23 protein-coding genes and 1 other RNA gene are annotated in these 26233 nt (G+C 71.2%); 19 read left to right on the forward strand and 5 right to left on the reverse strand.

Annotation, left to right across the window (positions count from 1 at the left end):
* From ssrA to VFZ20_RS08560, 3 genes are all read left to right on the forward strand, one after another.
* Positions 1 to 221, forward strand: a transfer-messenger RNA (tmRNA) gene (gene ssrA / locus VFZ20_RS08550); the annotation flags it as partial.
* A 359-nt stretch (positions 222 to 580) separates the two neighbouring features.
* Positions 581 to 799: a hypothetical protein gene (locus VFZ20_RS08555; RefSeq protein WP_329683438.1), complete on the forward strand. Its 219-nt coding sequence runs from the start codon at positions 581 to 583 to the stop codon at positions 797 to 799.
* 379 nt (positions 800 to 1178) lie between these two features.
* The gene (locus tag VFZ20_RS08560; RefSeq protein ID WP_329683439.1) at positions 1179 to 3632 is read left to right on the forward strand and encodes an Ig-like domain-containing protein; all 2454 of its coding nucleotides are present in this window, start codon (positions 1179 to 1181) and stop codon (positions 3630 to 3632) included.
* A 539-nt stretch (positions 3633 to 4171) separates the two neighbouring features.
* Here the strand turns inward: VFZ20_RS08560 and VFZ20_RS08565 are convergent.
* Together VFZ20_RS08565 and VFZ20_RS08570 are read right to left on the reverse strand one after the other, a co-directional pair.
* Positions 4172 to 4711 carry a fasciclin domain-containing protein gene (locus VFZ20_RS08565; protein ID WP_349264076.1) on the reverse strand — a complete coding sequence of 180 codons (540 nt, stop codon included), beginning with the start codon at positions 4709 to 4711 and terminating at the stop codon, positions 4172 to 4174.
* 548 nt (positions 4712 to 5259) lie between these two features.
* On the reverse strand, positions 5260 to 6273 hold the full coding sequence (locus VFZ20_RS08570; protein ID WP_329683441.1) for a YeiH family protein: 1014 nt from the start codon (positions 6271 to 6273) through the stop codon (positions 5260 to 5262).
* 290 nt (positions 6274 to 6563) lie between these two features.
* Here VFZ20_RS08570 and VFZ20_RS08575 point away from each other — a divergent pair, with 290 nt between their 5' ends.
* Entirely contained in the window at positions 6564 to 7271 is a 708-nt protein-coding gene (locus tag VFZ20_RS08575) for a hypothetical protein (protein WP_329683442.1), read from the forward strand.
* A gap of 7 nt (positions 7272 to 7278) precedes the next feature.
* Here VFZ20_RS08575 and VFZ20_RS08580 read toward each other — a convergent pair whose 3' ends face one another.
* On the reverse strand, positions 7279 to 9873 hold the full coding sequence (locus VFZ20_RS08580; RefSeq protein WP_329683443.1) for a BTAD domain-containing putative transcriptional regulator: 2595 nt from the start codon (positions 9871 to 9873) through the stop codon (positions 7279 to 7281).
* 192 nt (positions 9874 to 10065) lie between these two features.
* Between VFZ20_RS08580 and VFZ20_RS08585 the strand changes: the two genes are divergently transcribed.
* The 5 genes from VFZ20_RS08585 (at position 10066) to VFZ20_RS08605 (ending at position 13475) form a co-directional block, all read left to right on the forward strand.
* On the forward strand, positions 10066 to 10908 hold the full coding sequence (locus tag VFZ20_RS08585; RefSeq protein ID WP_329683444.1) for a helix-turn-helix transcriptional regulator: 843 nt from the start codon (positions 10066 to 10068) through the stop codon (positions 10906 to 10908).
* 270 nt (positions 10909 to 11178) lie between these two features.
* On the forward strand, positions 11179 to 11790 hold the full coding sequence (locus VFZ20_RS08590; RefSeq protein ID WP_329683445.1) for a hypothetical protein: 612 nt from the start codon (positions 11179 to 11181) through the stop codon (positions 11788 to 11790).
* Positions 11791 to 11862: 72 nt separating this feature from the next.
* Complete coding sequence (locus VFZ20_RS08595) at positions 11863 to 12126, forward strand: hypothetical protein (protein WP_329683446.1); 264 nt, start codon at positions 11863 to 11865, stop codon at positions 12124 to 12126.
* Between the two features lie 76 nt (positions 12127 to 12202).
* The gene (locus VFZ20_RS08600; protein ID WP_329683447.1) at positions 12203 to 12925 is read left to right on the forward strand and encodes a hypothetical protein; all 723 of its coding nucleotides are present in this window, start codon (positions 12203 to 12205) and stop codon (positions 12923 to 12925) included.
* A gap of 124 nt (positions 12926 to 13049) precedes the next feature.
* The gene (locus VFZ20_RS08605; protein ID WP_329683448.1) at positions 13050 to 13475 is read left to right on the forward strand and encodes a TraR/DksA family transcriptional regulator; all 426 of its coding nucleotides are present in this window, start codon (positions 13050 to 13052) and stop codon (positions 13473 to 13475) included.
* Between the two features lie 148 nt (positions 13476 to 13623).
* Here the strand turns inward: VFZ20_RS08605 and VFZ20_RS08610 are convergent, their stop codons facing one another.
* Together VFZ20_RS08610 and VFZ20_RS08615 are read right to left on the reverse strand one after the other, a co-directional pair.
* Entirely contained in the window at positions 13624 to 14388 is a 765-nt protein-coding gene (locus tag VFZ20_RS08610) for an acetolactate decarboxylase (protein WP_329683449.1), read from the reverse strand.
* Between the two features lie 456 nt (positions 14389 to 14844).
* Positions 14845 to 15384, reverse strand: coding sequence for an RNA polymerase sigma factor (locus VFZ20_RS08615; RefSeq protein ID WP_329683450.1), 540 nt, complete (start codon positions 15382 to 15384; stop codon positions 14845 to 14847).
* Positions 15385 to 15583: 199 nt separating this feature from the next.
* Between VFZ20_RS08615 and VFZ20_RS08620 the strand changes: the two genes are divergently transcribed.
* From VFZ20_RS08620 to VFZ20_RS08665, 10 genes are all read left to right on the forward strand, one after another.
* Positions 15584 to 16717, forward strand: a complete 1134-nt coding sequence (locus VFZ20_RS08620; RefSeq protein ID WP_329683451.1) for a citrate/2-methylcitrate synthase — start codon at positions 15584 to 15586, stop codon at positions 16715 to 16717.
* A 203-nt stretch (positions 16718 to 16920) separates the two neighbouring features.
* Positions 16921 to 18222 carry an NADP-dependent isocitrate dehydrogenase gene (gene icd / locus VFZ20_RS08625; protein ID WP_329683452.1) on the forward strand — a complete coding sequence of 434 codons (1302 nt, stop codon included), beginning with the start codon at positions 16921 to 16923 and terminating at the stop codon, positions 18220 to 18222.
* A 148-nt stretch (positions 18223 to 18370) separates the two neighbouring features.
* Positions 18371 to 19885, forward strand: coding sequence for a leucyl aminopeptidase (locus VFZ20_RS08630; RefSeq protein WP_329683453.1), 1515 nt, complete (start codon positions 18371 to 18373; stop codon positions 19883 to 19885).
* 8 nt (positions 19886 to 19893) lie between these two features.
* Entirely contained in the window at positions 19894 to 21930 is a 2037-nt protein-coding gene (locus VFZ20_RS08635; protein WP_329683454.1) for a TonB-dependent receptor plug domain-containing protein, read from the forward strand.
* Positions 21931 to 22090: 160 nt separating this feature from the next.
* Positions 22091 to 22522 carry a hypothetical protein gene (locus VFZ20_RS08640; protein WP_329683455.1) on the forward strand — a complete coding sequence of 144 codons (432 nt, stop codon included), beginning with the start codon at positions 22091 to 22093 and terminating at the stop codon, positions 22520 to 22522.
* Positions 22523 to 23134: 612 nt separating this feature from the next.
* A complete protein-coding gene (locus VFZ20_RS08645) occupies positions 23135 to 23545 on the forward strand; it encodes a 6-pyruvoyl trahydropterin synthase family protein (protein ID WP_329683456.1) in 411 nt (136 codons plus the stop codon).
* 4 nt (positions 23546 to 23549) lie between these two features.
* On the forward strand, positions 23550 to 24146 hold the full coding sequence (folE, locus tag VFZ20_RS08650) for a GTP cyclohydrolase I FolE (RefSeq protein WP_329683457.1): 597 nt from the start codon (positions 23550 to 23552) through the stop codon (positions 24144 to 24146).
* 374 nt (positions 24147 to 24520) lie between these two features.
* Positions 24521 to 25237: an SDR family oxidoreductase gene (locus VFZ20_RS08655; protein ID WP_329683458.1), complete on the forward strand. Its 717-nt coding sequence runs from the start codon at positions 24521 to 24523 to the stop codon at positions 25235 to 25237.
* A gap of 8 nt (positions 25238 to 25245) precedes the next feature.
* Positions 25246 to 25629: a 6-carboxytetrahydropterin synthase gene (locus tag VFZ20_RS08660; protein ID WP_329683459.1), complete on the forward strand. Its 384-nt coding sequence runs from the start codon at positions 25246 to 25248 to the stop codon at positions 25627 to 25629.
* 1 nt (position 25630) lies between these two features.
* Positions 25631 to 26233 (forward strand): Trm112 family protein (locus VFZ20_RS08665; protein WP_329683460.1); only part of this gene is annotated, 603 nt, incomplete at its 3' end.

The raw sequence follows: 26233 nt of genomic DNA on the forward strand, positions 1-26233 counted from the left end.
CTTTCGATCAGCCCTGCCTGAGGCGGGTCGACAGGCGACGCTAATTCAGGCTGGCCCGCGTTTGGCGCCGTGACGGCGCGGGCGAGATCTTCACGGCTGGTTCGCGATGGGCCTTTCCCTGGCCGATGAGCGAGCGAGGAGAAAAGAACAGGGAAATACGCACGTAGAGGTCGCGGGGAATCTGTAGGCGGACGCGGGTTCGACTCCCGCCAGCTCCACTTCGCAGGACAAGAGGCCGGGCTCAGCGTTCACGCTGGGCCCGGCCTCTTTGCGTTCCGTCCGCTACCCCGCCATGAGCGTGGGCATCACCAGGAACAGGACCGCGAAAACCAGGACCGCGACCACGAGCTTCACGTTCATGCGCCCCTCCGGAGTGTGCCGCTGCTGACGCCCGTCTTTTCGCGTAGGCAAGATGCGCGGTCCCGCCGTCCCCGTCCGTCAGGCGCATACCGCGACCCGTGCAGGCCGGATGCGGATTCGCGGGGTAGGAACCTTTCCGGACGGTCGAAGGGGAACGCCCCTTGCATGCCCATCCCGGCTCAAGTTGCTGTCACGCAATCACTTCAGCGGAGGTGGAGAGATGCGCGAGATGGGAGCGGTGCGCCGGCGGGCGTTCGGCGCGGGGCTGACGGCGGCGCTGGCGTTCGGGGGCGCGCAGGCCATGGCGTCGCCCGCGCCGGCCGCGGCGGAGAAGGTGTGCAACGCGCAGGTGTGCAACCGCGTCTGCCAGACCATTCCCGGCAGCGTCGGCGGGTTCTGCACGGCGGACGGCAGCTGCGTCTGCTACCTGGGAAAGTAGGTCCTCTCCCGTAGCCCCGCCCATCGGAACACGACGGCGGAGCACTTCGCTCTCCCCGGGGCGCGGTGCTCCGCCGTCGTGTCCGCCTCATCGGTTCCCCATCCTCGAAGATCTTCCACCAGCCAGGGCGCGTAAGGGTCGGGTGTGTGTTTCCCCGTCACGCGGTTCGCCGTCCGGATGAATCCTCGGCAAGCAGCACGAAACGGCACGCTCGGCGCGTTCTGTCTAAAGATGGCGCATAGGGGGATGCGGGGCAGGCCTTTGTCGAAGGTCTGCCCCTTGCCTTTGTGCAATGTTCGCTGCATTTTAGGGCACGCGCGCATTTCCCGGTGACGGGCCCTTCCGTGCTCGCGTCCTTCCCTCAGGCCTGTTGATCCCCATGAACCTCCGAAACCGCCTGCCCCTCGCGGGGCTCGTGCTGCTGCTGACCGCCACGGCGGCCTGCGACAGCGACGGACCCACGGCCTCCGTGCCTACTCCCGAGCCGGCCGTGCAGCTGGCCAAGCTCGACTGCACCGTCACGGTTGCCCAGGGCGCCATGGCGTGCCAGGGCGCCACGCCCTCCACGGGCGGCGCCAACGGCCTGATCGTGGGTGGCCAGGGAGCCTATGTGTTCCTGCAGGCCAGCAACCATGCCCAGGACCTCGTCGCCGGCACCTTCAGTATCGACGTTACTGTCCAGAACTTGATGCGGCAGGCGCTGGGCACCACCGACGGCACCACGCTGGATCCCCAGGGCGTGATGGTGCTGTTCGACCAGGAACCGTTCCCGGCCGGCGGCGACATGGGTGCCCCCGTGGGGCTGGTGGGTGAGGGCCGCGCGCTGCTCATGCGGGCCAACCAGGCGTACTACCCGTACAACCAGATCATCCAGCCCAACGAGACCTCGGCTCCGGTCACGTGGAACTTCACCCTGCCCGCGGCCGTCACGAGCTTCAAGTTCGTGGTGTACGTGATGGCGGCGGTGGAGCATCCCCAGGGGTACGTGGAGCTCACGCCCGCGGCCGACACGCTGGCGCAGGACTCCACCACGGCGCTCACCGCCGTGGTGCGCACGGCCTACGGCGATACCGTGCCGGGCCAGACCATCACCTGGGGCACGAGCGACGCGGCGATCGCCACCGTCAGCGCCTCCGGGCTGGTGACGGGCGTGGCGCCGGGCCTGGCCACCATCACGGCCACGGCGGGCTCGCGCACGGGCAGCACCACCATCGCCGTCTGCCCCAACCTGGACGTGGGCGAGGTGTACACGGCGACCATGCCGGCCGCCTCCAGCCTCTGCTTTACGGGCGGCGCGGCGGGCCAGGCCGAGTACACGTACATGCCCGTGAACCTGTCCAACAGCGCGGCGCTGTCGCTGACGCTTACGGGCTCGGGCATCACGGCCGTCTCGGGCCCGCCCTCGCCCAACCTGCTGCCGGCCGGCAACGGCCCGCGCCTGGACGCCAGCCTGGCCGGGCTGGAGGCCAACGACGCCTTCCACACGCAGATGCTGGCGCGCGACCGTGATCTGGCCATGGAGGTGGGCCGCAAATCCGGGGCGCGCATCACCCGTCCCCGCACGCGCGGCACGGCGGGCGGGCCCAGCCGGGTCATCACGCCCAACCTGCCCACGGTGGGCGACCTGTGGAACCTGAACACGGCGCAGGGCTGCTCCGGCACGGTCGACAACCGCGTGGGCCGGGTGGTGTCCATCGGCACCAACATCATCCTCGTGGCCGACACGTCCAACCCCGCCGGCGGCTTCAACACGGCGCAGTGGGACAGCATCCGCATGGAGTTCGACACGCTGGTGTACGGCGTGAACACGGACAACTTCGGCGCGCCCACGGACCTGGACACCAACGGCCGCGTGGTGGCGTTCTACACCCGCGCCGTGAACGAGCTGTCGCCGCCGGCCAGCAGCGTGGTGACGCTGGGCTACGTGACGGCCCGCGACCTGTTCAGCTCCGCGGCCAACTCGTGCCCGCGCAGCAATGAGGGCGAGATCTTCTACATGCTGGTGCCGGACCCCACGGGCGCGGTGAACAGCAACGTGCGGACGGTCTCGTACGTGCGCGGCAACACGGTGGGCACGCTGGCGCACGAGTTCCAGCACCTCATCAACGCTTCGCGGCGCATCTACCTCAACGGCACGTGGAGCGAGGACCTGGAAGAGGTGTGGCTCAACGAGGGCCTCAGCCACATCGCCGAAGAGCTGATGTTCTACCGCACGTCGGTCGGGCTGGCGCCGCGGGGCAACATCCTCCTGGCCAGCCTGACCACGGGACCCTCGGCGTCGCGGCGCGTGGCGGCGTTCAACACGTACGCCAACTCCAACTTCGGGCGGCTGCGGTCCTGGCTGCAGCGGCCGGACACGGCGGGCGCGTTCAAGAACAACGACGCGCTGGCGGTGCGCGGCGCCATCTGGGCCTTCCTGCGCTACTCCGCCGACCGCCTGAACGCCACGGACGCGACCCTGTGGTACAACCTGGTGAACACGCAGACCACGGGTCAGGCCAACCTGCAGGCGGCCATGGGCGTGGATCCGCAGGTGTGGCTGCGTGACTTTACGTCGGCCATGTACGCCGACGACGCGGTGACGGGCATCGGGGCGGCGCAGCAGGTCACGAGCTGGAGCTTCCGCTCGGTGTTCGGCGGGCTGGGCGGGTTCCCCCTGGGCACGCGGACGCTGAGCAACGGCACGGGCCTTACCCTGGCGTACTCGCGGGGCGGCGGCTCGGCCTACGCCCGGTTCGGCGTGCCCATGGGCGGGTTCGCCAGCGTGACGGCGCTGTCGGGCGGCGTGGCGCCCACGAGCCCGTACTCCATGATCGTCATCCGCACCAAGTAGGCGCCGGGTCTTTCCGCCCGATGCACCCGCGGCCCGCCGGAGTCTCCGGCGGGCCGCTGTGTTTCTGCACGGAAAACCCAACTGCATCTCACGCAGAGCCGCAGAGGCGCGGAGTACCCCGTTCCCGCGCGGGATCGGGGTACTCCGCGTCTTCGCGTGGGAAATCTGCGGAGAACGAACCCCGAGTCCGGGGAAAGACTCCTGGTCTCAACAGGTTCCTGGCAGGTCGGAACAGCATTCTCACACGGGGCCTGCGGCCAACGGAGTCAACGGTTTTGTTGATCCGTTCCCGTTCCCTCCGTTGGCCGAAGGCCCCGTGTGCCAATGTTCCGTAGAACCGTCCCGCACTTTCACGATGGGTCCGTGAAGAAGATCCTCCGGGTTCGCGCACCTCGTCGAGGAACGCGAGCGCTCCGACGAGGCTCGCGCAGGCGATCAGGAGTAGCGCGGACCCGGCATCCGTGTGACAGGATGCGCGAGGGCGCGAAGGGGACTGTCTGTCCACCTCGCGCCTTCCTGCGTTCCCCGCGCGGGTGAAATCAGCGCGGCAGGAGCACGCGGTTCACCACGTGGATCACGCCGTTGCGCTGCAGCACGTCGTACGTGGAGATGGTCGCCACGCCGCCCGTCTCGTCGCGGATCACCACGTTCGCCGGGCCGTTCATCACCGCCGTGAGCGTGCCGCCGCTGGCCGTGCGCAGCGTCGCCGTGCCATGGCCCTCGCGAATCATCCGCATCAGGTCTGCCGCCGTCACCCGGCCGGGCACCACGTGATAGGTGAGCACCTTCGTCAGCGCCGCCTTGTTCTTCGGGCGCAGCAGGGTCTCTACCGTGCCCGCGGGCAGGTTCTCGAACGCGTCATTCACGGGCGCGAAGACGGTGAACGGACCGTGCCCCTTGAGCGTCTCCACCAGCCCCGCCGCCTGCACGGCCACCACCAGCGTGGTGTGGTCCGCCGAGTTCACGGCGTTGTCCACGATGTCGCGCGTGGGCAGCATGGCCTGCCCGCCCACCACCACCACCGCCCCCGCGTTGCGCCCGCCGCCGTTCTGCGCCTGCGCGCTCCCCGCGAACGCCATCACCGCCACCACCACCGCGATCGTCCTGTTCATGGTACTCCGTCCCTGGTTGTAGTTTGTCGTTGCTGTACAAACTACGTCCAAGGTTACGCGCGGCCTTCGCGGGGCGGATTCATCGCGGATGCGGGGTGGATGAACGCGAGCGCAAAGCCCGTGCGGCGCAGTGACTTGAGGCCGAAGCCCCGCACGGGCTTCGTCGTCGGCGCGATTCGGCGGATGAGAACCGATGGGGAGGCGGATGGTCGGCAGGTGGGGATCGGCGGCGGATGCGGGTCGGCGGCAGGGCAGGGGATTCGCCGAGGGGCAGACGACTCCCCCCTGAGGAGCCCTCACGGGACCGTGTCCGTCCTGGATCTCCGTGGCCCGAAGGATCTTGCCTGCCCTCGCTCGGCCCGTACATCCCCCACCAGACGCGGCATGGGATGGTCCTCGCGCGGAGTCGGCCCCGTGCACGGGAGAGGAGATCCTTCGGGGCCGCGCGCATCCGTCGTGGGCGAGGACCGTGAGGGCCCCTCAGGAAGACAAACGGGGTGCGATGCGAATCCGCATCAGCCGATGCGCAGGACGTGGATGAGCGTCGCGCTCAGGGCGATGAGCACGATGAGCGAGCCGGTGACGGCGGCGACCACGCGTGGGCCCACGCGGCCCAGCACGCGCACGTCCACGCCCAGCCCCAGCGCGGCCATCGCCGCCACGGTCATCCACCGCGACACCTCGCGCACGGGCTCGGCGACGGTCGCCGGGATCAGCCCCAGCGAGCGCGCCATGGCCAGCACCAGGAACCCGGCGATGAACCACGGCACCACGTTGCTGATCGCCAGCCGCTGCTCGCCCACCTTTCGGTTGCGGATGGAAAAGAACAGGATGACGGGCCCCAGCAGCAGCACGCGCACGAGCTTGACCAGCGTGCCCACCTCGCCCGCCAGCCGCCCCACGGGAAAGGTGGCGGCGATCACCTGCGGCACGGCGTAGACGGTCATCCCCGCCAGGGCGCCGTACCGGTACTCGTCCAGCCCCAGCACGGGCATCAGCAGGGGCAGGGTGAGGACGACGATCACGCCCAGCACGGCCGTGAACGCAATGGACGACGCCACGTCCTCCTTGTCCGCGCCGATCACGGGCGCCACGGCCGCGATGGCGGAGTTGCCGCAGATGGCGTTTCCGCAGGCGATGAGCGTCGCCAGGCGCGGGTTGAGGCCCAGGGCGCGTCCGATGGCGTACCCCGCCGTCAGCCCACCGACGACGACCGTGACGATGGCGACGACGAGCGGCGAGCCGGCGCGCAGCAGGACGGGCAGGCTCACGGACGCGCCCAGCAGCACGATGGCGGCCTCCAGCAGCTGCCTGGCCGCGAAGCTGATTCCCGGCGCGTAGCGGGCCGGCGGCGTCCACGCCGTGCGGACCATCATCCCCAGCACCAGCGCGAGCACCAGCGCCTCCACCACCGCGTGGCCGATGAGTCGCACCTCCAGCACCTGCAGGCCCCACGCGGCCAGGGTGAGCGCGGCGGCCAGGGCCAGTCCGGGCGCGAGCGTGCGGGGACGGACGTCTGCGAGAGCCACGCGGTCGCCGGAAGAAGGGAGAGAGGCGGAGGATCACGGGCGCGGAAAGCTATCGGCCCGCCCCGTCCCTGTCACCTCTACCCACCCTCTCACGACGAAAACGGGTCGTAGGCTGCGGGACGCGGGTTGGCGGCCATGGTGGCGACGCCGCTATCACCGGGAATACCAACGGATTGCGGAGATGCGGGCGGGACATTGATAGCATTTGGGAAGGGTCTTTGATACCCCGTCCGCATCCTTCCCCCCGACCGAGCGGACGAATCAAACCCTTCTTCCTGGAGCGCCCCAACGTGAGTGAGCCCATCGAGATCATCGCCCCGCCCCCGCCTGGGCCCATCACCCCCATGCTGGCCCGCGCCCTGGCCGAGGCGGCCGACGGGTTGGCCGAGAGCGAAACCGGGCCATTCTTCCTGCTGGCTCTGTACCAGCGGTCGTCGAAGCCGGGCCTGCTGTTCGATATCCACCCGTTCTACAAATGGAGCGACGTCTCGCCGATGCTGCGGGACGAGGTGGCCGACCACAAGCGGGGGTGGTTTGGCCCGTACGCGCCGGAGCCCACGCCGGCCCCGACGGGTGTGCCGGTCGCGGACGTATGGGTGTGTTCCAAGAAAAAAGTGTGGTACCGGCTGGGCAGCGAGTTTGACGCGCTGTTCTACACCCGCGCCGCGGTGGAGAAGTTCGCCCAGCCGTACTACGAAGCCCTGTACGGTGCCGAGTTCGCCGAGGAGGTGATGGAGCAGTTCCTGGCCGCCGACCTGCAGGTCATGGCGCACTATCCCTGGTCGGAGTACGACGACAAATTCACGCCCGAGGGGCTCCCCGCGGTCCTGGTCGCGGGCAAGCACGAGCACGAGCACGAGCCGGGCGGGCAGCGGCTGCATTGGAACATCGTGCAGCCGCGGGGGCAGACGGCGCACGTGGACCTGGGCACGGTGAGGCGGCGCGAGTCTCCGGAGCACGCGGCCATCGAGGTGCCGGAGCCCTTTGCCGCCCGGTAGCCGCAGGCTACTGCAGGCCGGCCTCGCGGAACACCCGCTCGCGCGCCACGTACTCCCGCAGGGCCGGGCGGGCGGCTACGAACGTGTCAAGCGCGGCGGCGCTCCGCGCCCGCTCGCTCAGGAGCAGCCACAGGTACGCCTGGTCCCACAGGAACGAGGCGCGGCGGGCGGGATCGCCCTGCACCTCCCGGCGGGCGCGGGCGGCCACGGCCCGCGCGCTGTCGCCGTGGCCGGCGCGGGCCAGCACGGCCGCCGCCATCATCCGCCGGAAAACGGGGGAGTACCCGCGCCCGGCTGCGGCGGCCCGCGCCGGCGGGTCCACCCGGTCCAGCGCCGCCACCAGCCGCCAGGCGCTGTCCGGGGCGGCCGGCGCGTCGGGGTCGCGGGCCAGGATGGCCAGCTCGCATTCCCAGAAACGGTAGTCCGCCGGGTAGCCGCGCCGACCCTCGACGCACCAGTGCCGCGCCGCGCCAAAGTCCTCAAAGGCGAAAGCGGCGCGGTACAGCCGGTCCACCCCCACCTCGTCCACGGCCAGGTACGCGTCGGCCTCGCGGGCCCGGCGCGCCGCCACCTCCGCCTCGGCCAGGCCGCCCCCCAGCCGCAGCAGCTGGCTGAGCGTGATCCAGGCAGAGGCGCGGTCCGGGTCCGCCGCCACCACGGCTCGCAGTTCGCGCTCCGCCTCGGCGCGCCAACCGCGCTCGCGGGGCGAGCGCGGGTTCGCGCCCGCCAGCCGCCACAGGGCCGTCCCCCGCAGCTCGCGGGCGTCCAGGCTGCCGGGGTCCTGCCGCAGCACCGCGTCGGCATGGCGCAGAGCCCGCGCCGCGGCGGGCCCCTTCTCCACCCCGCCCACCAGCCAGGCGCGGTCCAGCGTCACCCAACCCCGCTGCAGCTCCGGCTCGCCCCACTTCCCGTCCAGGGCCGCGGCCCGCAGCAGCAGCGAGTCCGCGCCTGCCAGGACCTGCAGCGCCGCGGCCACGTCGCGCGGATGCGGGCTGCGGGCCATCTCCCGGGCGCGCGCGCGGGCGTCCACGGCGCGCAGCACCAGCTCCAGGGCGCGGGGATTGCCCGCGCGGCGTTCCATCTCCACCAGCCGCACCTCGCGCCCCACCCGCCGGCGCAAAAAGCCGGACACCTCGCGGGCCACTGCGTCCTGCAGCACGAACAGGTCCGCCATGGGCCGCTCCACCGTCCGGCTTTCCAGGTGCGCGTTGCTGTTGGCGTCGATGAGCTGCACCGTCACCCGCACCCGGTTTCCCGAGCGCTGCACGCTCCCCTCCACCACGCTCCCCGCGCGCAGGTCCGCCGCCATGGAATCGAACGGTACGGCCCGCTCGCGGTAGGGCTTTACCCCGTTGCGCGACACCACGTCCAGCACCTGCACCTGGCTGAGCTCGTGGATGAGCATCTCCGTGAGCCCACTGGCCAGGTATGCCAGCTCCCCGTTCGGCGAGTGGTCGTCGAAGTAGAGGACGGCAATGCGGCGCGGGTCGTAGCGCGGCTGCTCCGGCGCGCGGGGCGCGCCGCCCGAGAGCGCCAGCCCCGCTAGCACGCTGACCATGGCCAGGGCCCCCGTCAGCGCCGCCGCCGCCCGGCTCCACCGCGGTGGCCTCCGCGCGTCCGCCGCCTCCGGGTGATCGGCCTGGGACGGTACCGCGTCTACGGCAGATCCCGGTGCGGACGAGACCGGCTCGGGTTGTGGGACTGGCGCGCCCGCATCCGCCGCGAGTTCCCCCCCGCCCGGTGCGTCGGCCGGCACAGCCGCCTTGATTCCCTGGCCGCCGCCCGCGTCCGAGGCGGTCTCCGCCCCCGAGGACTCTTCGATCTTCGTCTCCGGCTCCGCGCCCGCGGTGGGGACGGAGGCGGGCAGGACGGGGGGCGGGGGGATGCGGGCGGGCTCCGCCAGCAGGCGCTCCACCAGCTCCGCCAGCTCCGGGTCCGCCTCCACCCCCAGCTCCTCGCGCAGCCGCGCGGCGTGCGCCGTGGCTGCGCGGAGGGCCGCGCCCCGCTCCCCCGCCGCCTCCAGAGCGGAGGCCAGCCGCAGCGCCGCGCGCGAGCTGTACGGGTCGTGCGCGGCCAGCCGGCGCCACCATTCCACGGCTCCAAGCGGGCGCCCCTCCGCCTCCGCGGCGGCCGCCAGGCCTTCCAGGGCTGACGCGCAGGCCCGCGCCAGCCGGTCCCGCTCCCCGTCCAGCCACCGCTCGAAGTCCAGCGCGTTGGAGACGTAGAACCCGTCCAGCAGGGGCCCGCCAAACGCGCGAACGGCCTCCTCCGGCCGCCCCGCCTCCAACGCCGTCTCGAAGGCGTCCACGTCGCTTGCCGCGGCGGCGGGGTTCAGCGCCACCTCGTCCCCCACGGAAACGAACAGCCCCTCACCCAACTCCTTGCGCAGCACGTACAGAGACTCGGAGAGGGTGTGCCGCGCCGCGTCCGTGGGGTGGTCGGGCCACAGCAGGCCAATGAGCCGCTCGCGCCCCACGGGCCGCCCCCGCGCCACGCCCAGGATGGAGAGCAGCGCCAACCGCCGTTTGTACGCGGCGCGGCCGGTAACGGGCCGCCCGTCGGGGCCCCGCAGGAGGGGATCACCCAGGAGCTTGATGAACAACACGAGTATCAATCACGCGGCGTTGATGAAAGGCAGGCGGAGACTGTGAGTCCCCCCGGGCAAAGATGGGTGCGCGGGCCGGGGGGAGCAACACCGGCCCGGGATCATCCCACACCCGTTATCCCGGAGGGTTTCGCATGAGATCGCATCCGCGCCGCGCCGCCCGCCGCCGTCCCGCCCCGGAGGTGGGCCGTGGCTGACGTGCTGCTGCTCAACGGCGCGCCCGCCGCCCTGGACGCCCTGCGCCGCGCCCTGCGGGGGGCCGCGGCGGGCGGTGCCGTCCACGCCCTGCGTCCCGCGCGCGACTGGGCAGAGCTGTCCGCCCTGGCCGCGACCGTCGCCGTGGGCGCGGCGTTCGTGGACCCGTACCACGGCGGCGCCTTTGCCGCGGCCGAGATCCGCCGGCTGCGGGCGCGCTACCCGGCCCTGGAACTGGTGGCGTACACGGACTTCGTCGCGCGCCCCGTGGGTGACACCTTTCACTTGGCGCTCCTCGGAGTGCGGGGCGTGGTGGCGCAGGGAGGCCGCGACGAGGCCGCCCTCCTGGCCCGGTGCCTGGAGGACACTCTGGGATGGACGCCTCTGGAGGCGCTCGTGGAGCGGCTGGGGGAGGTGCTCCCCGCGTCCATCCACCGCTGGCTGGAGCCCGTGCTGCGCTCGCCCGTGGAGCCGCGCACCGTGTGCGAGCTGGCGCGGCGGGCGGGGTGCAGCGCCCGTACCCTGCGGCGCACGCTTTCCGCCGCCGGGCTCCCCTCACCGGAGCAGCTGCTGGCGTGGCGACGGCTGCTGCACGCCGCGCGGCTGCTGGAAGACGCGGAGCGCAGCGTTGAGAGCGTGGCGCGGGCGCTGGAGTTTTCGAGCGGCGCGGCCCTGCGCCGCAGCCTGCGCGCCCTCACGGGGCTGCGGCCCACGGAGCTGGCGGCGCAGGGCGGGCTGCGCCTGCTGGCCGCGCGCTTCCTGGCCGCGTGCGGCGACGGGGACAGCGAGCCGGCGGGCCGGGTGCCGCGTCCCCCGCGCCCCGTGGCCGGTGGCTGAGCGCCGGTGGCCGATTGCGGTACAGGGCGGCGGGGCAGGGCGGGGCAGATTGCTCCGCAGGGACAGGCCGCGGGCCGCGGCGGTCCCCCGAGGGCAGGGCACGAGGCCCGCCCCGCACCCACCCCGATCCACCCCGGGAGGACACCATGGCCAGCTACAACCTCACCATCAGCATGGACGACGACACCCTCAATCAGCTGGAGAATCTGGGCATGAAGCTGTACGCCTTCAAGGCCGTCAAGGCCACGGGCAGCGGCGGGCGACCCCCTGGTGTGGTTCCGCACCGACTCCTTCTCGCAGGCCACGCAGGTGAACTGGCGGGTGGACTACCAGGCGTACAGCTCGCGAAGCGAGATCATCCCCAACGGGCAGATCGTGGCGAGCGCCGCCTACCCGGCGGACCTGGGCAACACCTTCACCATCGAGAGCCCCCGCGGGACGGGGAGCGTCACCCAGGCGGGCGACGCGCGCGCCATCACCATCCACAACAACGTGGAGACGCGCTTCTCCTGCGGCATCTCGCAAAAGAACGACGCCGGCTACGCGCCCATCTGTGCCCTACCCATCTTCAACGGCTTCGACGACGTGTTCGTGCCGGTGGAGAAGGTGCTGCTGATGTTCGCTACGGACGAGGTGAACACGGGCACGGTGATCCTCAAGGCGTACAGCCCGGCCGTGCTGGTGGACCTCACGGGTGTGACCACCCGCACGGTGAACTACTCCATCGACAAGAAGTGGAGCTGGGGCGGGGCCCCGTGGGCGCACGCGGTCGCGGGCGGCGAGGACCTGGTGCCGCTGCTCATCGAGTCCAGCGCCACGCTGGAGAAGCTGCGGAGCAACACCATGCTGGAGCGCACGCAGCCCGCGCTCGCGGCCCTTTGACCTTCTCCCCAGGCGGGTGGCCGCTCCCGGCCCCCCGCCGTCCCCATCGACCGAGCTCACACGGAGGATCCCATGCCCCGCTATCGCGTGACCCTGGCGGACAACCTGTCCACGCGCACGCCGTCTGCGTTCGACGCGGAGTTCTCGTTCCGCCACAAGGCCACTCAACGCTGGCGCCTGAACAGCGTGGATCCGGACCGCGCCGTCGCCGTCGTCACCGTGGACAGCGACGAGCCCATGGACGCGCCCGACACGCTCTCCCGCTTTCTCATCGCCCACTACCCCACGGCGCCCACGGACGAGCGGCACCAGATCATGAGCGTTCAGCCGGCCTGAGCGCACGCGCCCCACGCGGCGGGGCGGGCCACCGGGTCCGCTCGCCCTGTTCTCCCTTTATCCAGGGACGTTCCCCATGCCCCGCGATGAAGTGCGGCTCGTCATCACGCTGGACGAGACCACCTGCGACCTGCTTGCCGATGCCGGCGCCTGGCTCTACGCGCTCTCGTCCGCGCGGGCGTGGAGCGCGGCCGCCCTGCCGCTGGTGTGGATGCGGACGCGCGAGTACTCGCTCTCCACGCGCGTGGAATGGGAGAAGGACGTGCACGCCTTCACGGCGCAGGCGGTCTTTCCCCCCGCAGATCTTGTCTTCCCCGGGTTCACCACGCCGGTGGACGCGGGCGACGTGCTCACCGTCACGCGGCGCAGCGGGATAGGCACCGTGGCCCTTCAGGACGCATTTGCGGGGATCGAGCTGCTGAACGCCACTGACACGCTCTTCACCGCCGGCCTGTCGCGCCGGGTGCAGGGGGCCGTGGCTCCCTTCTGCGCGCTGCCGCTGCACGGAGGTGCACTGGAGGGGGTGGCGCCCGGGTCCGACATCCTCCTTTTCTTCTCCACGGTCGACGCGGAACCGGGCACGGTGCTCCCCGTGTCCAGCGGCCCGGGCATGCTGGTGGACACCGGCGCGGCGCCCGAGTACGCCTTCTCGTTCCACATCGACCACGGGTGGACGGGCGAGGAGGGCTGCCCCGTCCGGCGCGTGCCCGCCGGAACCCCGCTGCGGCCCCTGCTCGTCCGTCAGCCGGGGGGCCTGCTGGCGAAGGTGCACCCGCACCCGCCGCCGGACGGCGGCTGATCCCGCGCGGCGGCGGAAAAGCTTGTCCGTGGCGGGGGCGGCACGGAGATTGACGGTGCGCGGCGGCGGACGCGTGGCGGGCAGCGGGCCTGCCCATCCCCTCTTGATTCGGGACGGCGAAGCGATGCTTCAGGAAGACCAGCGTAAGCAGATCGAGCAGCTGCTGCTGCGGGAGCGCGAGCAGGCTCTGGACTCCATCAGCCACTTTGCGGATCTGAGCGACGAGCTGCGCGTGCGCATCAGCGAGCTGAGCGGCGGGTACGACAACCACCCGGCCGACATCGGCAGCGAGACGTACGAGCAGGAGCAGCAGTTCCTGCTGGCCTCGGTAGAGGGCCGGCGCCTGTACGCGCTGGACGAGGCGCTGGGCCGGCTGTACAAGGAGCCGGAGAACTTTGGCCGCTGCGAGGTGGACGGCGAGCCCATCGAGTTCGACCGGCTGATGGTGATCCCCGAGACGCGGCTGTGCGCGCGCCACGCCCGCGAGGCCGACGCCGCCGCCGGCGTGGACGCCAACCCCCGCGAGGCGGACGGCCACGCGAACGCCTAGAAGTGCGTGAGTGCGGCAGTGCGTTAGTGCGGGAGTGGGCTCGCGCGGCGGCCGGGATCGGAGCGCCGCGTCGGGCTCTCGCTCCGGCGTGACCGACTGCAACGAGAAGCCCCGTCCGGCAGGTGCCGGGCGGGGCTTCGCGCGTGGATCAGTGCCGGACGTCGCGGATGGCGTCCGGCGGCAGGTGCACGATGAACTCCGGGCGCTCGGCCACCTGCATCCGCACATTGCCGGCACGGAACGACAGCACGTGCCCGCCCTTCGCGCGGTCGTCCGACAGCACGTGCAGGTGGTAGCCGGGGATGCTCAGCCCCTTGGCGAACGCGGGCTGCCAGAAGCCCGCCATGGTGCCGCGCACGTTGATCAGCGTGTCCACCGCCTGGTGATGCACGGCGCTGTCCAGCGGCGGATACGGCCGGCTCTGCTGGTGAAAGGTGCGCACCACCACCGTGTCCCACGTCCCCTCCAGCCGCAGGGCGTAGAACGCGTCCGCCCCGGCCGGCAGCGTGCCCATGCCCGGCATCCCGCTCGCGCCGTACGTCTGCCCCGCGGCGACGGGGATGTCGCGGCCGCCCGTCCAGCGCGTGACCTCGGCGAAGGGCAGGCGCATGCTCCCGGGCGCCTCCGCCACGCGTCCGTCGGCGAGGAACTGGTAGAGGCGGCCGTCTACCATCACCATCTCGCCGTTCAGCTCGTCGGCGGCGGCCAGGCCCAGGTCGCCGTGGCGACGGACCTCGTCCACCGTCATCAGCCCGTCGTAGCCGCCGGCCTGGAGCAGGGCGAAGGGCGACAGCTGCCACACGGTTCGCGCCGGATCGCTCGCGGAGGGTCCGGGCGCCGGCGGCGCGGGGTTGGAGCAGGCGAGGGTGCCCGCGGCCAGCAGCGCGGCCGCGCAGGGAATTCTGCGGATCATGGATGGGGATCTCGATGAACGGGCTGCCGGCGTGCGCCGGCAAACGAGGGCGCGAGCGGACGGACCGCGCCGGGGAGGTCGCCGTCAAGCTAAAGGGGCGCCGCGCCGAATCCTAGCAGATTCGACGCGAAAGGAATTGGATCTGGAGTGTGTTGCGAAGCTCCGCGCCCCGGGCGTGTCATCCTGAGGAGCCGCCGCGCGAAACCCGTCTGTGCAGGGTCCATCGCGGCGACGAAGGATCTTGCCCGCGAAGCGACAGGCCGGTTTCACGGACAAGGGTCGGCCTCACGCTTTGCGGGCAAGATCCTTCGGTCGCGCCCAAGGCTTTGTGCCCGTTCGAGTTCCACGCGGCGCTCCCTCAGGACGACCATCACCGGAACGCGGAACGTTTCCCGAAGTCGTCCTGCCGTACCTTCGTACCCCGTACCTTCGTACCCCGTACCTTCGTACCGCCGTTCAGATCCGGTCCTTCAGCAGGTCCTGCAGCGCCTCGCGGGCCCGCATCACCCGCATCTTGAGCGCGCTGATGCCGGCGTTGAGCATCTCGGCCATCTCCTCGTAGCTGCGCCCCTCCACGTGCTTGAGCAGGAACGCCTCGCGCTGGCTCTCGGGGATGCGGGCCAGGGCGTCGGCCACCACCTTGCCCATCTCCGTGCGCTCCAGCGTGCGTACGGGGTCGTCGGCCGCGGGGGCCGCGTGGGGGCCGTCGTCCACCAGGGGCACGTCGCGCCGGCGGCGGCTCTTGAGGTAGTCCTTGCAGCGGTTGCGCAGGATGCGAAAGAGCCACGCCGCGAACCGGTCCGGGTCGCACGTAGCCAGGCGGGTGTACGCCTTGACCAGCGAGTCCTGCACCAGGTCCGCCGCCGCGTCGGGATCCCCCACCATGCCGAACGCGTGGCGGTACAGGGGCTCCTGGTAGCGCCGCACCAGGACCTCGTAATGCGCCGCGTCGCCCCGCAGCACCCGCCGTACGTCTTCCGCGTCGCTCGACTCCAAACGCCCCCCGTCCGTGGGTGAACGCCGCTCAGTTGGGCGCTGTAAATTGCCGCCGCGCAACGCTTGCGGCGACACCGGCGCCCCCGCTATGTTGGCGCCGCTTTCGCTGGCCCGGACCGTGCTGCGTCAACGCGCCGTTCGTTCCCGGTCCCGAAGCCGGAAAAAATGTAGTCTCGCAATCGCGTCCGAGAAAGTCGAAATGGCTGCCAAGGGTCTCGAAGGGGTCGTCGTCGCGCAGTCCAGGCTGAGCGACATCAACGGCGAGGTGGGGGAGCTGATCTACGCGGGGTACGACATCGACGACCTCGCCCGCAACACCACCTTCGAAGAAGTGTGCTACCTGCTGTGGAACGGGGCTCTCCCCAACCGGCAGCAGCTGGATGAGATCAAGCAGCACCTGGAGCGCCACAGCGCGCTGCGGCCCGAGGTGCTGGAGATGCTGCGCGCGTACCCCAGGGACGCCGATCCCATGGCGGCCGTGCGCACGGCCATCAGCGCGCTGGGGATGTTCGACCCCCAGGCCGACGACATCTCGGCCGAGTCGGTGCGCCACAAGGCCATCTTCCTCACGGCGCAGACGCCCACCATCGTGGCGGCGTACGACCGCATCCGCCGCGGGCTGGAGCCGCTGCAGCCCAAGGCGGGGCTGGGCTTCGCGGCCAACTTCCTTTACATGCTCAACGGCGAGGAAGCCAACGAGACGCGCGTCCGCACCATGGACGTGGCCCTCGTGCTGCACGCCGAGCACGGCATGAACGCCTCCACGTTCGCGGCGCGCGTCACGGCCGGCACCCTGTCCGACATGTACTCGGCCATCACCTCCGCCATCGGCACCCTCAAGGGGCCCAGCCACGGCGGCGCCAACGTGGAGGTGATGAACATGCTGCGCGAGATCGACGAGAGCGGCGAGGACCCGGGCACCTGGGTCCGCAACGCGCTCGGCAGCGGCAAGAAGGTGATGGGTTTTGGCCACCGCGTGTATAAGGCGGTGGACCCGCGCGCCACGGTGCTGCGCGAGCTGGCCGACCAGATCATGGAGGAGGCGGGCGAGACCAAGTGGCTCGACCTCTCCGACAAGATCCGCGCGGCCATGCGCGAGGAGATGGACAAGAAGGGCAAGAAGATCTACCCCAACGTGGACTTCTTCAGCGCGTCGGTCTACACCACGCTGGGCATTGCCATGGACCTGTTCACGGCGGTGTTCGCCCTGGCCCGCATGCCGGGCTGGACGGCCCACCTGATGGAGCAGTACGCCGACAACCGGCTCATTCGCCCCGGCAGCGACTACCTGGGGCCGCGCGGCCTGAAGGTGACGCCGCTGAGCGAGCGCTGAGCGCGGCGGTACACGGCCGCTCTTCGGGGCGCGGCGGGCTCCCCGCCGCGCCCCGTTTTTTTTGAGAAGAAAGTACCAAGTGACAAGTGCCAAGTGCCAAGTTTCGCTCCGGCATCCGGCATCCGGCATCCGGCACTTGGTACTAGGCACTAGGTACTTGGCACTTCGTACCAGGCACTTACCCCTACACGGAACCTGACCCCATGGCCAGCGACTGGAAGCCCGCCGTTCCCCAGGGTGGGGAGCGCATCTCGATCAGCGGCGGCACGCTGAACGTTCCCGACAACCCCATCCTCCCCTTCATCGAGGGCGACGGCACGGGCCCCGACATCTGGGCCGCCTCGCAGCCCGTCTTCGAGGCCGCCGTCCAAAAGGCGTACGGCGGGTCCCGCAAGATCCACTGGATGGAAGTGCTCGCCGGTGAAAAGGCCTTCCACGCGACGGGCGACTGGCTCCCGGCCGCCACCCTGGACGCGTTCCGCGAGTACCTGGTGGGCATCAAGGGCCCCCTGACGACCCCGGTCGGCGGCGGCATCCGCTCGCTGAACGTGGCCCTGCGCCAGGAGCTGGACCTGTACGCCTGCGTGCGCCCCGTGCGCTGGTTCGAGGGCGTGCCGTCTCCCGTCAAGCGCCCGGGCGACGTGGACATGGTCATCTTCCGCGAGAACACGGAAGACATCTACGCCGGCATCGAGTTCGAGGAGGGCACCGAGGACGCGGCCAAGTTCCGCCAGCTGCTGCAGGAAAGCTTTGGCCCGCGCTTCAAGAAGGTGCGCTTTCCCGGGACGTCGGGCTTCGGCATCAAGCCCGTGTCGCGCGAGGGCACGGAGCGCCTGGTCCGCAGCGCCATCGACTACGCCCTGCGCACCAAGGCGCCGTCGGTGACGCTGGTGCACAAGGGCAACATCATGAAGTTCACCGAGGGCGCCTTCAAGAACTGGGGCTACGAGCTGGCCGAGCGCGAGTACGGCGACCGCACGTTCACGTGGGCCGAGTACGACCGCATCAAGGCCGACCGCGGCGAGGACGCCGCCAGCCAGGCCCAGAAGGAGGCCGAGGCGGCCGGGCGCATCGTCATCAAGGACAGCATCGCCGACGCGTTCCTGCAGCAGATCCTCACGCGCCCGCGGGACTACAGCGTGATCGCCACGCTCAACCTGAACGGCGACTACGTGAGCGACGCGCTGGCGGCGCAGGTGGGCGGCATCGGCATCGCGCCGGGCGCCAACATCAACTACGTGTCGGGCCACGCCATCTTCGAGGCCACGCACGGCACGGCGCCCAAGTACGCCGGCAAGGACATGGTCAACCCCGGCTCCGTCATCCTGAGCGGCGAGATGATGCTGCGCTTCATGGGGTGGGACGAGGCGGCGGACCTGATCATCAAGGGTCTCGAGGGCGCCATCACCGCCAAGACGGTCACGTACGACTTCGAGCGGCTGATGGAAGGCGCCACCAAGGTCTCGTGCTCGGAGTTCGGGCGCCGGATCATCGACCACATGTGATGGACTGAAGTGCCAAGTAACAAGTGCCAAGTGCCAAGGATCGAAAATCAGTCTTGGCACTTGGTACTTGGCACTTGGCACTTGGCACTTGCTGTCGGGTACTTCGCTCTCCGTTCCAGTCTTTTCCAACGGACTTACGGCCTTCACGATGAAGATCTCCATCGCCCGCGCGGACGCGGCCGGGCACCAGACCCCGCTCCTGGCCGTGCCCGTGCTGGACGGCGACGCGCAGGACGCCGCCTTTACGTCGCTCGACGGCGCCCTGGGCGGGCAGCTCGCCGCCCTCGTCCAGCGCGGCGACGCGCGCGGCGCGTTCGGCACCACCACGCTCGTGTTTCCGGCGAGCGGGGCCGAGCGCGTGCTGCTGATCGGGGTGGGCAAGGGCGCGGAGCTCACGACGGAGCGCCTGCGCCGCGCCGCCGGCTCGGCCGCCAAGCAGGCCGCCACGTCGCGCGTGGGCGCCGTCTCGTTCGCCCTGCCGGCGTCCGCCGTCCCCGTGGCGGACGCGGCGCGGGCCGTGGCCGAGGGGCTGGTGCTGGGCGCGTACGACTTCCGCGAGCTCAAGTCCGCCGATCCCGCCAAGCCGGCGCCCGTGGCCCTGGAGTCCGCCACGATCCTCGTGGGCGAGGGCACGGACGAGGCCGCGGCGGCCGAGGGCGCGCGCGTGGGCGAGATCATCGCCCGGGCCGAGAACCTGGCCCGCGACCTGGGCAACCTTCCCGGCAACGTCGCCACGCCCACGTACCTGGCGGAGACGGCGGAGCGCATCGGCCGCGAGCGGGGGATGAAGGTGACCGTGCTGGGCCCGAAGGAGCTGGAGGCGGAGGGGATGAACGCCCTTCTTGCCGTGGCCCAGGGCTCCGCGCAGGAGCCGCGGCTGATGATCCTCGAGCACCGCGGCGGGGCCGAGGGGGAAAAGCCGCTCGTCCTGGTGGGCAAGGGGCTCACCTTTGACGCGGGCGGCATCTCCATCAAGCCCGCGCAGGGGATGGAGGACATGAAGTTCGACATGTGCGGCGGGGCGGGCACGCTGGCCGCCATGCAGGCCATCGCCGAGCTCGACCTGCCGCTCAACGTCGTCGGCATCGTCCCCTCGTCCGAGAACCTGCTGGGATCGAAGGCGATGAAGCCGGGCGACATCCTCCGCGCGCACGGCGGCAAGACCATCGAGATCGTCAACACCGACGCCGAGGGCCGGCTGATCCTCGTGGATGCCATCTCCTACGCGAAGCGCTACGAGCCGGCCGCCATGCTGGACGCGGCCACGCTCACGGGCGCCTGCGTGATCGCCCTGGGCCACGCGGCCACGGGGGTGATGGGCAACGACGACGCGCTGGTGCGCGAGGTGATCGCCGCGGGCGAGTCCACGGGCGAGCGCTGCTGGCAGCTGCCCATGTTCGACGACTACCGCGAGCAGATCAAGAGCGACTACGCCGACCTCAAGAACAGCGGCGGGCGCCCGGCGGGCACCATCACGGCGGGCTGGTTCCTGCGCGAGTTCGTGGGCGACTGGCCGTGGGTGCACCTGGACGTGGCCGGCACGGCGTACGGCGACGGCAAGATCTCGTACCTCAGCAAGGGCTCCACCGGCGTGCCCACCCGCATCTTCGTGCAGTGGGTGATGGACCGCGCCGCGGCCCGGGGCCAGACCGCGGGCGCGTGATCCCTCGCATGATGCTCCGCCGCCCGGCCCTGGCCGGCCTTGCCGCCGCCGCGCTCCTCGCGGCGGCGGACCTGCGCGCGCAGGACACCATCCCCGCGCCGCCCCGGCAGGACACGGCGTCCATCGCCATCCCGGGAGAGGCCGTCCGGGGCGACACCATCCCGGACGCGGCCCGGCCGGACTCCGTCCCCGCGGACAGCACCCGCCCCGCGCCCAACTTTCCGCTCTACCGCGAGACGCGGCAGTCCGGCTTCTCCGCCGCGAGCTGGGTGTTCGGGCCGCGGGAGCTGGGGCGCTTTCACGGGCTCACGCTCACGGAGCTGCTGGAGCGCATCCCCGGCCTGGTGATGACGCGGGGCGGCGGGGTGGGCCAGCCCAACGGCGTCAGCGCGTTCTCGTCCGGCGGCGGGCGCACGCGCGTGTTCCTGGACGGCTGGGAGGTGCGTCCCCTGAGCGGGACGACGCTCAACCTGGAGAACATCCCCCTGCTGGACGTGCAGGAGGTGCGCGTCACCCGCGGCCTGCAGGAGACGCGCGTGGACGTGCAGACGCTGCGCCTTTCGGACCGGCGCCCGTTCGCGCAGATCGAGGGCGGCGAGGGCGACTTTGCCACGCGGATGCTGCGCGGCCTGTTCGCCCGTCCCCTGGGCGACCGGCTGATGGTGCACGTGGGGATCGACGTGGTGGAGACGCAGGGCTTTCGCCGCCGCGAGAACTACTCGGCCAACACGGGCGTGGCGCGGCTGAGCTACGCGTTTTCGCCGGACCGCGCGCTGCAGGTGGAGTACCGCACCACGGGCATCGACGCGCAGCGGCAGGCCAGCGGCACGGACCTGCCCCGGGAGAGCTTTGACCGCGGGGAGCTGGTGCTGCGCGGGCGCGGGCGCTTCTTCGGCCGGCGCACCGTCTGCGCGGACACGTCGGCCCTCCCGGCGGACAGCGCGGCCCGGGCGGACAGCGCCGCGGTGGCCGCGGGCTCGCCCACGGCGGGGGACGCCTGCCCGCAGACGGGCGGCGTGTGGCTGGACGGCGCCATTGGCCGCAGCTGGAGCAGCCCGCTGGACGTGGACACCATCACGCTGGAGCGCGAGTCCGTGCAGGCCATGCTGCGCGCCACGGTGGACGTGCCCCTGGGCACGGTCACGGGCACGGCGCGCGTGCACCGCGTGGACGAGGAGGGCTACGCGGCCAACGCCACGGAGCTGTCCGCGCGCGCGGAGCTCACGCCCGTGCCCTGGCTGGCCGCGTGGGGCGAGGCGCGCACGCTCACGCACGGCGGGGTGACGGGGCTGGAGCTGGAGGCGTCGGGCCGCGCGGGGCCGTGGGGCGGGCTCTCCGTCTTCGGCAGCGTGGCGGCGGGCACGCGCGGGCTGCGCTTCTGGCGCGACAGCGCCGTCGTCGTCCGCAACCTGGGCCACGCGCTGGACCCGGCCCTTCCGGAGCTGGACACGCTCCCCGTCGTCCTCTTTCGCGACACGGAGTCCACGGCCAACGGCTTTCGCGCTGGGGCGGAGTGGATGCGCGGCAGCATCATGGCCGGGGCCGCGTTCCTCGTGCAGGACGTGGATGCCGTGGTGCCGTACGGCTTCTGGTACGAGCGGGGCCTGGGGCCGGAGAGCGGCGAGACGGTGAGCGGGGTGGAGGCGTACGCGTCCATCCCCGTCATCTGGCGGCAGGTGCGGCTGGACGCCACCTACACGGACTTCTTCACGGCGCCGGCGCGTCCGTACCTGCCCGTGCGCTTTGGCCGCGCGGCGCTGGAGTACCACTGGATCTTCCGCGGCGGCAACCTAGAGCCCACGCTGCGGGCGGAGGTCATCGGCCGCGGGCCGGCGCGCACCATCGACGCGCAGACGGGCGCGTTGACGGGGACCACGGAGCAGTACGCCATCGTCAACTTCCTCGTGCAGTTCCGCGTGCTGGACGTGCGGGCGTTCTGGCGCCTGGAAAACGCGTTCAACCGCGAGACGGCGTTCGACATCCCGGGGCTGACGCTGCCCGGGCAGCGGGCGCTGTTCGGGGTGCGGTGGTTCTTTCGGGACTGACGAACGGCAGGGAATAGGGAACAGGGAATAGGGAATAGCCTGCAACGGCGTCAACGCGGTTGCAGGCTGTCCTGTATCCCTCGCGGTTTACGAACGCCGCGCTCCTCGTTACACTTGAGACAAGCCGCTACAGGGCAGGCACTTCCAACGCGACATCGCCATGAAGACTTTCTCCCGCTTCCGCCTTCTTCCCCTGCTGGCGCTGGTGCTGGCGGCGGGATGCTCGGACCTGGGCATCGACTCCGGCGCCAGCGAGGTGACCGGGCTCACCATCGAGGACGGCTCCGGCAACGCGCTGGTGACCGTGAATGCCTCGGGCTCCGTCAACGGCACGCTCACGGTGCCCCGCAACCAGACGCGCTCGCTGCGCGTGGTGCTGCGCGGGCCGGGCGGCACCGTGACACCGGGGATCACGGAGAGCATCCGCGTGACGACGACCAACTCCGTCGTGGCGCAGTGGACGGAAACGGGCGAGGGCACCGGCACCCTGCGCGGCGGCACGGCCGCGGGGACGACGAACCTGCGCGTGGACCTGATCAGCGCCGGCGCCACGGCGTACACGTCGCCCGCGATCACCGTGCAGGTGACGTAGACCCTCACCCGCTCGCTGTCGCTCGCACCCTCTCCCGCAGACCGCGCGGGAGAGGGTGTAAACTTCGACGGGTTGCCTGCACGGTGGCGGCCCCGAGCTGTTCACGGAGTTGAAGCCCCGTTCGGCGAGCGCAAGCGAGCCGAGACGGGGCTTATGGCTTTCCCAGCGGCGGCTTCAGCCGCTCCGTCTCGAGGGCGACCCCCACGGCTCGATCCCTCCGCCGATCCGCATCCTGCAGATCCACATTCCCCGGATCAATCACCGCCTGCCGATCCGCATCGACGGCAACGACTTGCGCGTATACGGAATTTTCCGGGCGGCGCGCGGGACGGGCGGGGTGGGGGAGGCGTCCTTGATTCACGACAGCGCGCGCCTTATCTTGTGCCCCGTCGGGAGGCAGCGGGAAGCTCCATTTTTGAGCCAACAGTTTTGAAGCCGGGGCCTGCTTTTGCGGCCGACGTCACGCCCCTTGCGGGAAGGCGGAAGTCCGCGGAGGAGCCACCCAACATGTCTAGACATGGCTTCAAAAATCCTTCCCGCTGCCGCCCGGTCCAGGCCGGCCCCGCTTTACCGCGGGGCCGGCCTTTCATCGCTTTTTGATCAGGAGGACCCGTGCCCACGGTTCGCGTTACCCGCCGCGTGCACTTCAGCGCCGCGCACCGGCTGCACAATCCCGCGCTCTCGGCCGAGGAGAATGAGCGCATCTTCGGCCTGTGCAACAGCCCTAACTGGCACGGTCACAACTACGAGCTCGACGTGACGGTCGAGGGCACGCCGGACCCCGTGACGGGCTACGTGGTGGACCTGGGCCACGTGCGCGCCGCGGCCGAGGCCGTCATCGGCGACCTGGACCACCGCAACCTCAACGTGGACGTGCCGTGGCTGCAGGGCATCCTGCCCTCCACGGAAAACCTCGTCGTCGCGATCTGGGATCGCCTGGCGCCCTCCATCCCGTCCGGCCGGCTCGCGCGGCTGGTGCTGTGGGAAACGCCGCGCAATTCCGCCGAGTACTCGGGAGAATAAGCAGATGTCGGAGATCAGGGGGCAAACGCCGGGCGGCCCCGAGACGGAGTTCCAGGGCCACGTGCGGGCCATGCTCCAGGAGCTGGGCGAGGACCCGTCGCGCGACGGGCTGCTCAAGACGCCGGAGCGGGTGGAAAAGAGCATGCGCTGGCTCACGCGGGGCTACGGCCTGTCCGTGGGCGACGCCGTGGGCGACGCCGTGTTCGAGGAAGACCATCGCAACATGGTGCTGGTCAAGGACATCGAGATGTACTCCATGTGCGAGCACCACATGCTGCCGTTCTTCGGCAAGGTGCACGTGGCGTACATCCCCAACGGGCGCATCGTGGGGCTCAGCAAGCTGCCGCGCGTGGTGGAGGTATTCGCGCGGCGCCTGCAGGTGCAGGAGCGCCTGACGGAGCAGATTGCCCAGGCCCTCATGGACGTGCTGGAGCCGCAGGGCGTGGGCGTGGTGATCGAGGCCGCCCACCTGTGCATGATGATGCGCGGCGTGGAGAAGCAGAACTCCCAGACGGTCACCAGCGCCATGAAGGGCGTGTTCCTGGACGATCTCAGGACGCGCGAGGAGTTCCTGCGGCTGGTGTTTCACAACGGGCGTTGACGGCAGGGAATAGGGAATAGCGGGATGAACGGCGGAACTGCGGGTTACACGGACAGCCCCAACGGCTCCTGACCCGCGGTTTCTCCCCTCTCCGCGAGGAACGAGCGGGGAGGGGCCGGGGAGGGGCGGCCTGCTGCCGGCGCGATCCATCCCATCCCGCACGGACACGCAGTTCTCCCCCTCCCCCGCGAAGCGGGGGCCGGGGGGGAGGGGGCTCTCCGCGGGCCGGCAGACTGCCCGTCATGGTGCTGGGTGTGTGTTCTCCCTTCCCCCATGCCGTTTATGGGGGAAGGGCAGGGGATGGGGGGCGCTCGCCCGGACGCGATCCCTGCCTTGACGCGTGATCCCTGTCTTCTTCATCCGTGGAGGAAACCATGGCCGGATCGATGCAGGGAAAAACGGCGCTCGTGACGGGCGCCTCGCGCGGCATCGGGCTGGCCGTGGCGCGGGTGCTGCTCGCCGAGGGCGCCTGGGTGGGCATGGTGGCCCGCGGCGCCGACGCCCTGGCCCGCGCCGCCGGGGACGCGGGCGGCCACGCCATCCCCGCCGACGTCTCCACGCCCGAAGGCGTGCACACGCTGGCCACCTACGTGGGCGAGCTGCTGGGCGACGCGCCCGACCTGATCGTGGGCTCCGCCGGCGCGTTCTCGCTGGCACGGCTGGACCGCGCGGAGCCCGAGGACTTCGACCGGCAGATCGCGGCCAACCTGCGGGGGCCGTTCCTGCTGGTGCGCGCATTTCTGCCCGCCATGCTGCGGCGGCGGGCGGGGCACTTCATCCACGTGGGGTCCGTGGCCGGGCGCGCCGCGTTCCCGGAGAACGGCGCGTACAGCGCCAGCAAGTTCGGCCTGCGCGGCCTGCACGAGGTGCTGCTGCAGGAAATTCGCGGCACGGGCGTGCGCGCCACGCTCGTGGAGCCGGCGGCCACCGACACGCCGCTGTGGGACCCCATCGACCCCGACGCGCGGGCGGACCTGCCGCCCCGCGCGTCCATGCTGCGGCCCGAGGACGTGGCGCGCGCCGTTCTGTTCGCGGCGCAGCAGCCCCCGGCCGTCCAGATTTCCAGCATCGCCGTCGAAGCGGCGGCGTGAGACCCGACATGTTCCTGCTGAACGTCAAGGCCAGCTACGACAGCGCGCACTTCCTGCGCAACTACAAGGGCAAGTGCGAAAACCTGCACGGCCACCACTACGTCGTGGAGGCCGGGTTCGCCTTCGACGACGTGGGCGCGGGAGGCATGGCGATGGACTTTACCGACGCCAAGCGCGCCCTGCGCGGCATCGCCAACGAGCTGGACCACCAGAACATCAACGACGTGGAGCCGTTCACCACGCTGGAGCCCAGCGCCGAGAACCAGGCCCGCTGGATCTTCGAGGAGATGCAGCGCCGCCTGGGCAAGCCCGACGGCGACCACCTGGTGTACGTGCGCGTGTGGGAAACGCCCAACCAGTGGGCGCAGTACTCGCTCAAGCCCACCTGGTAGCGTGCACATCCTGCTCACCGACGTCCTCACCTGCCCGCGCTGCGGCCCCGACTTCGGCCTCATCCTGCTGGCGGACCGGATGGAGGAGCGCCGCGTGGCGGCCGGCCACCTGGGATGCCCCAACTGCCGCGCGCACTATCCCGTCCGCGACCGCGTCGTGGACCTGCGGATCGACGGATCGGCGGATTCCGCTGATTCTGCTGATCCGACGGATTCCGCTGTTTCTGCTGATTTTGCTGAATCCACGGAATCGGCCGGCGCACGGAGCGGGGACGAGATCGCCGTCCGCATGGCGGCGCTGATGGGACTGGCGGGCGCCAGCGGCACGGTGCTCGTCGCGGGGCCCGGCGCCGGGCACGCCGCCGCCGTCGCGGCCCTGGTGCCGGAGCTGGAGGTCATCGCCCTGTCGGAGGGCGCCCATCCGCCCGTGGTCGTGGGGGCGGGGGAGCGGGTGAGCCCCGTCCGCGCGTCGGGCGCGGGGCTGCCGTTCCGGGGCGGGCTGCGGGCCGCGGCGCTCACGGGCGGCGCGGACGACGCGCGGCTGCGCGAGGGGCTGCGCGTGCTGGCGCCGGGCGCGCGGCTGGTGGTGGACCCCGCGCCGGCA

The sequence above is a fragment of the Longimicrobium sp. genome, from assembly GCF_036280135.1.
In the GTDB taxonomy this organism is placed as follows: Bacteria; Gemmatimonadota; Gemmatimonadetes; order Longimicrobiales; family Longimicrobiaceae; genus Longimicrobium.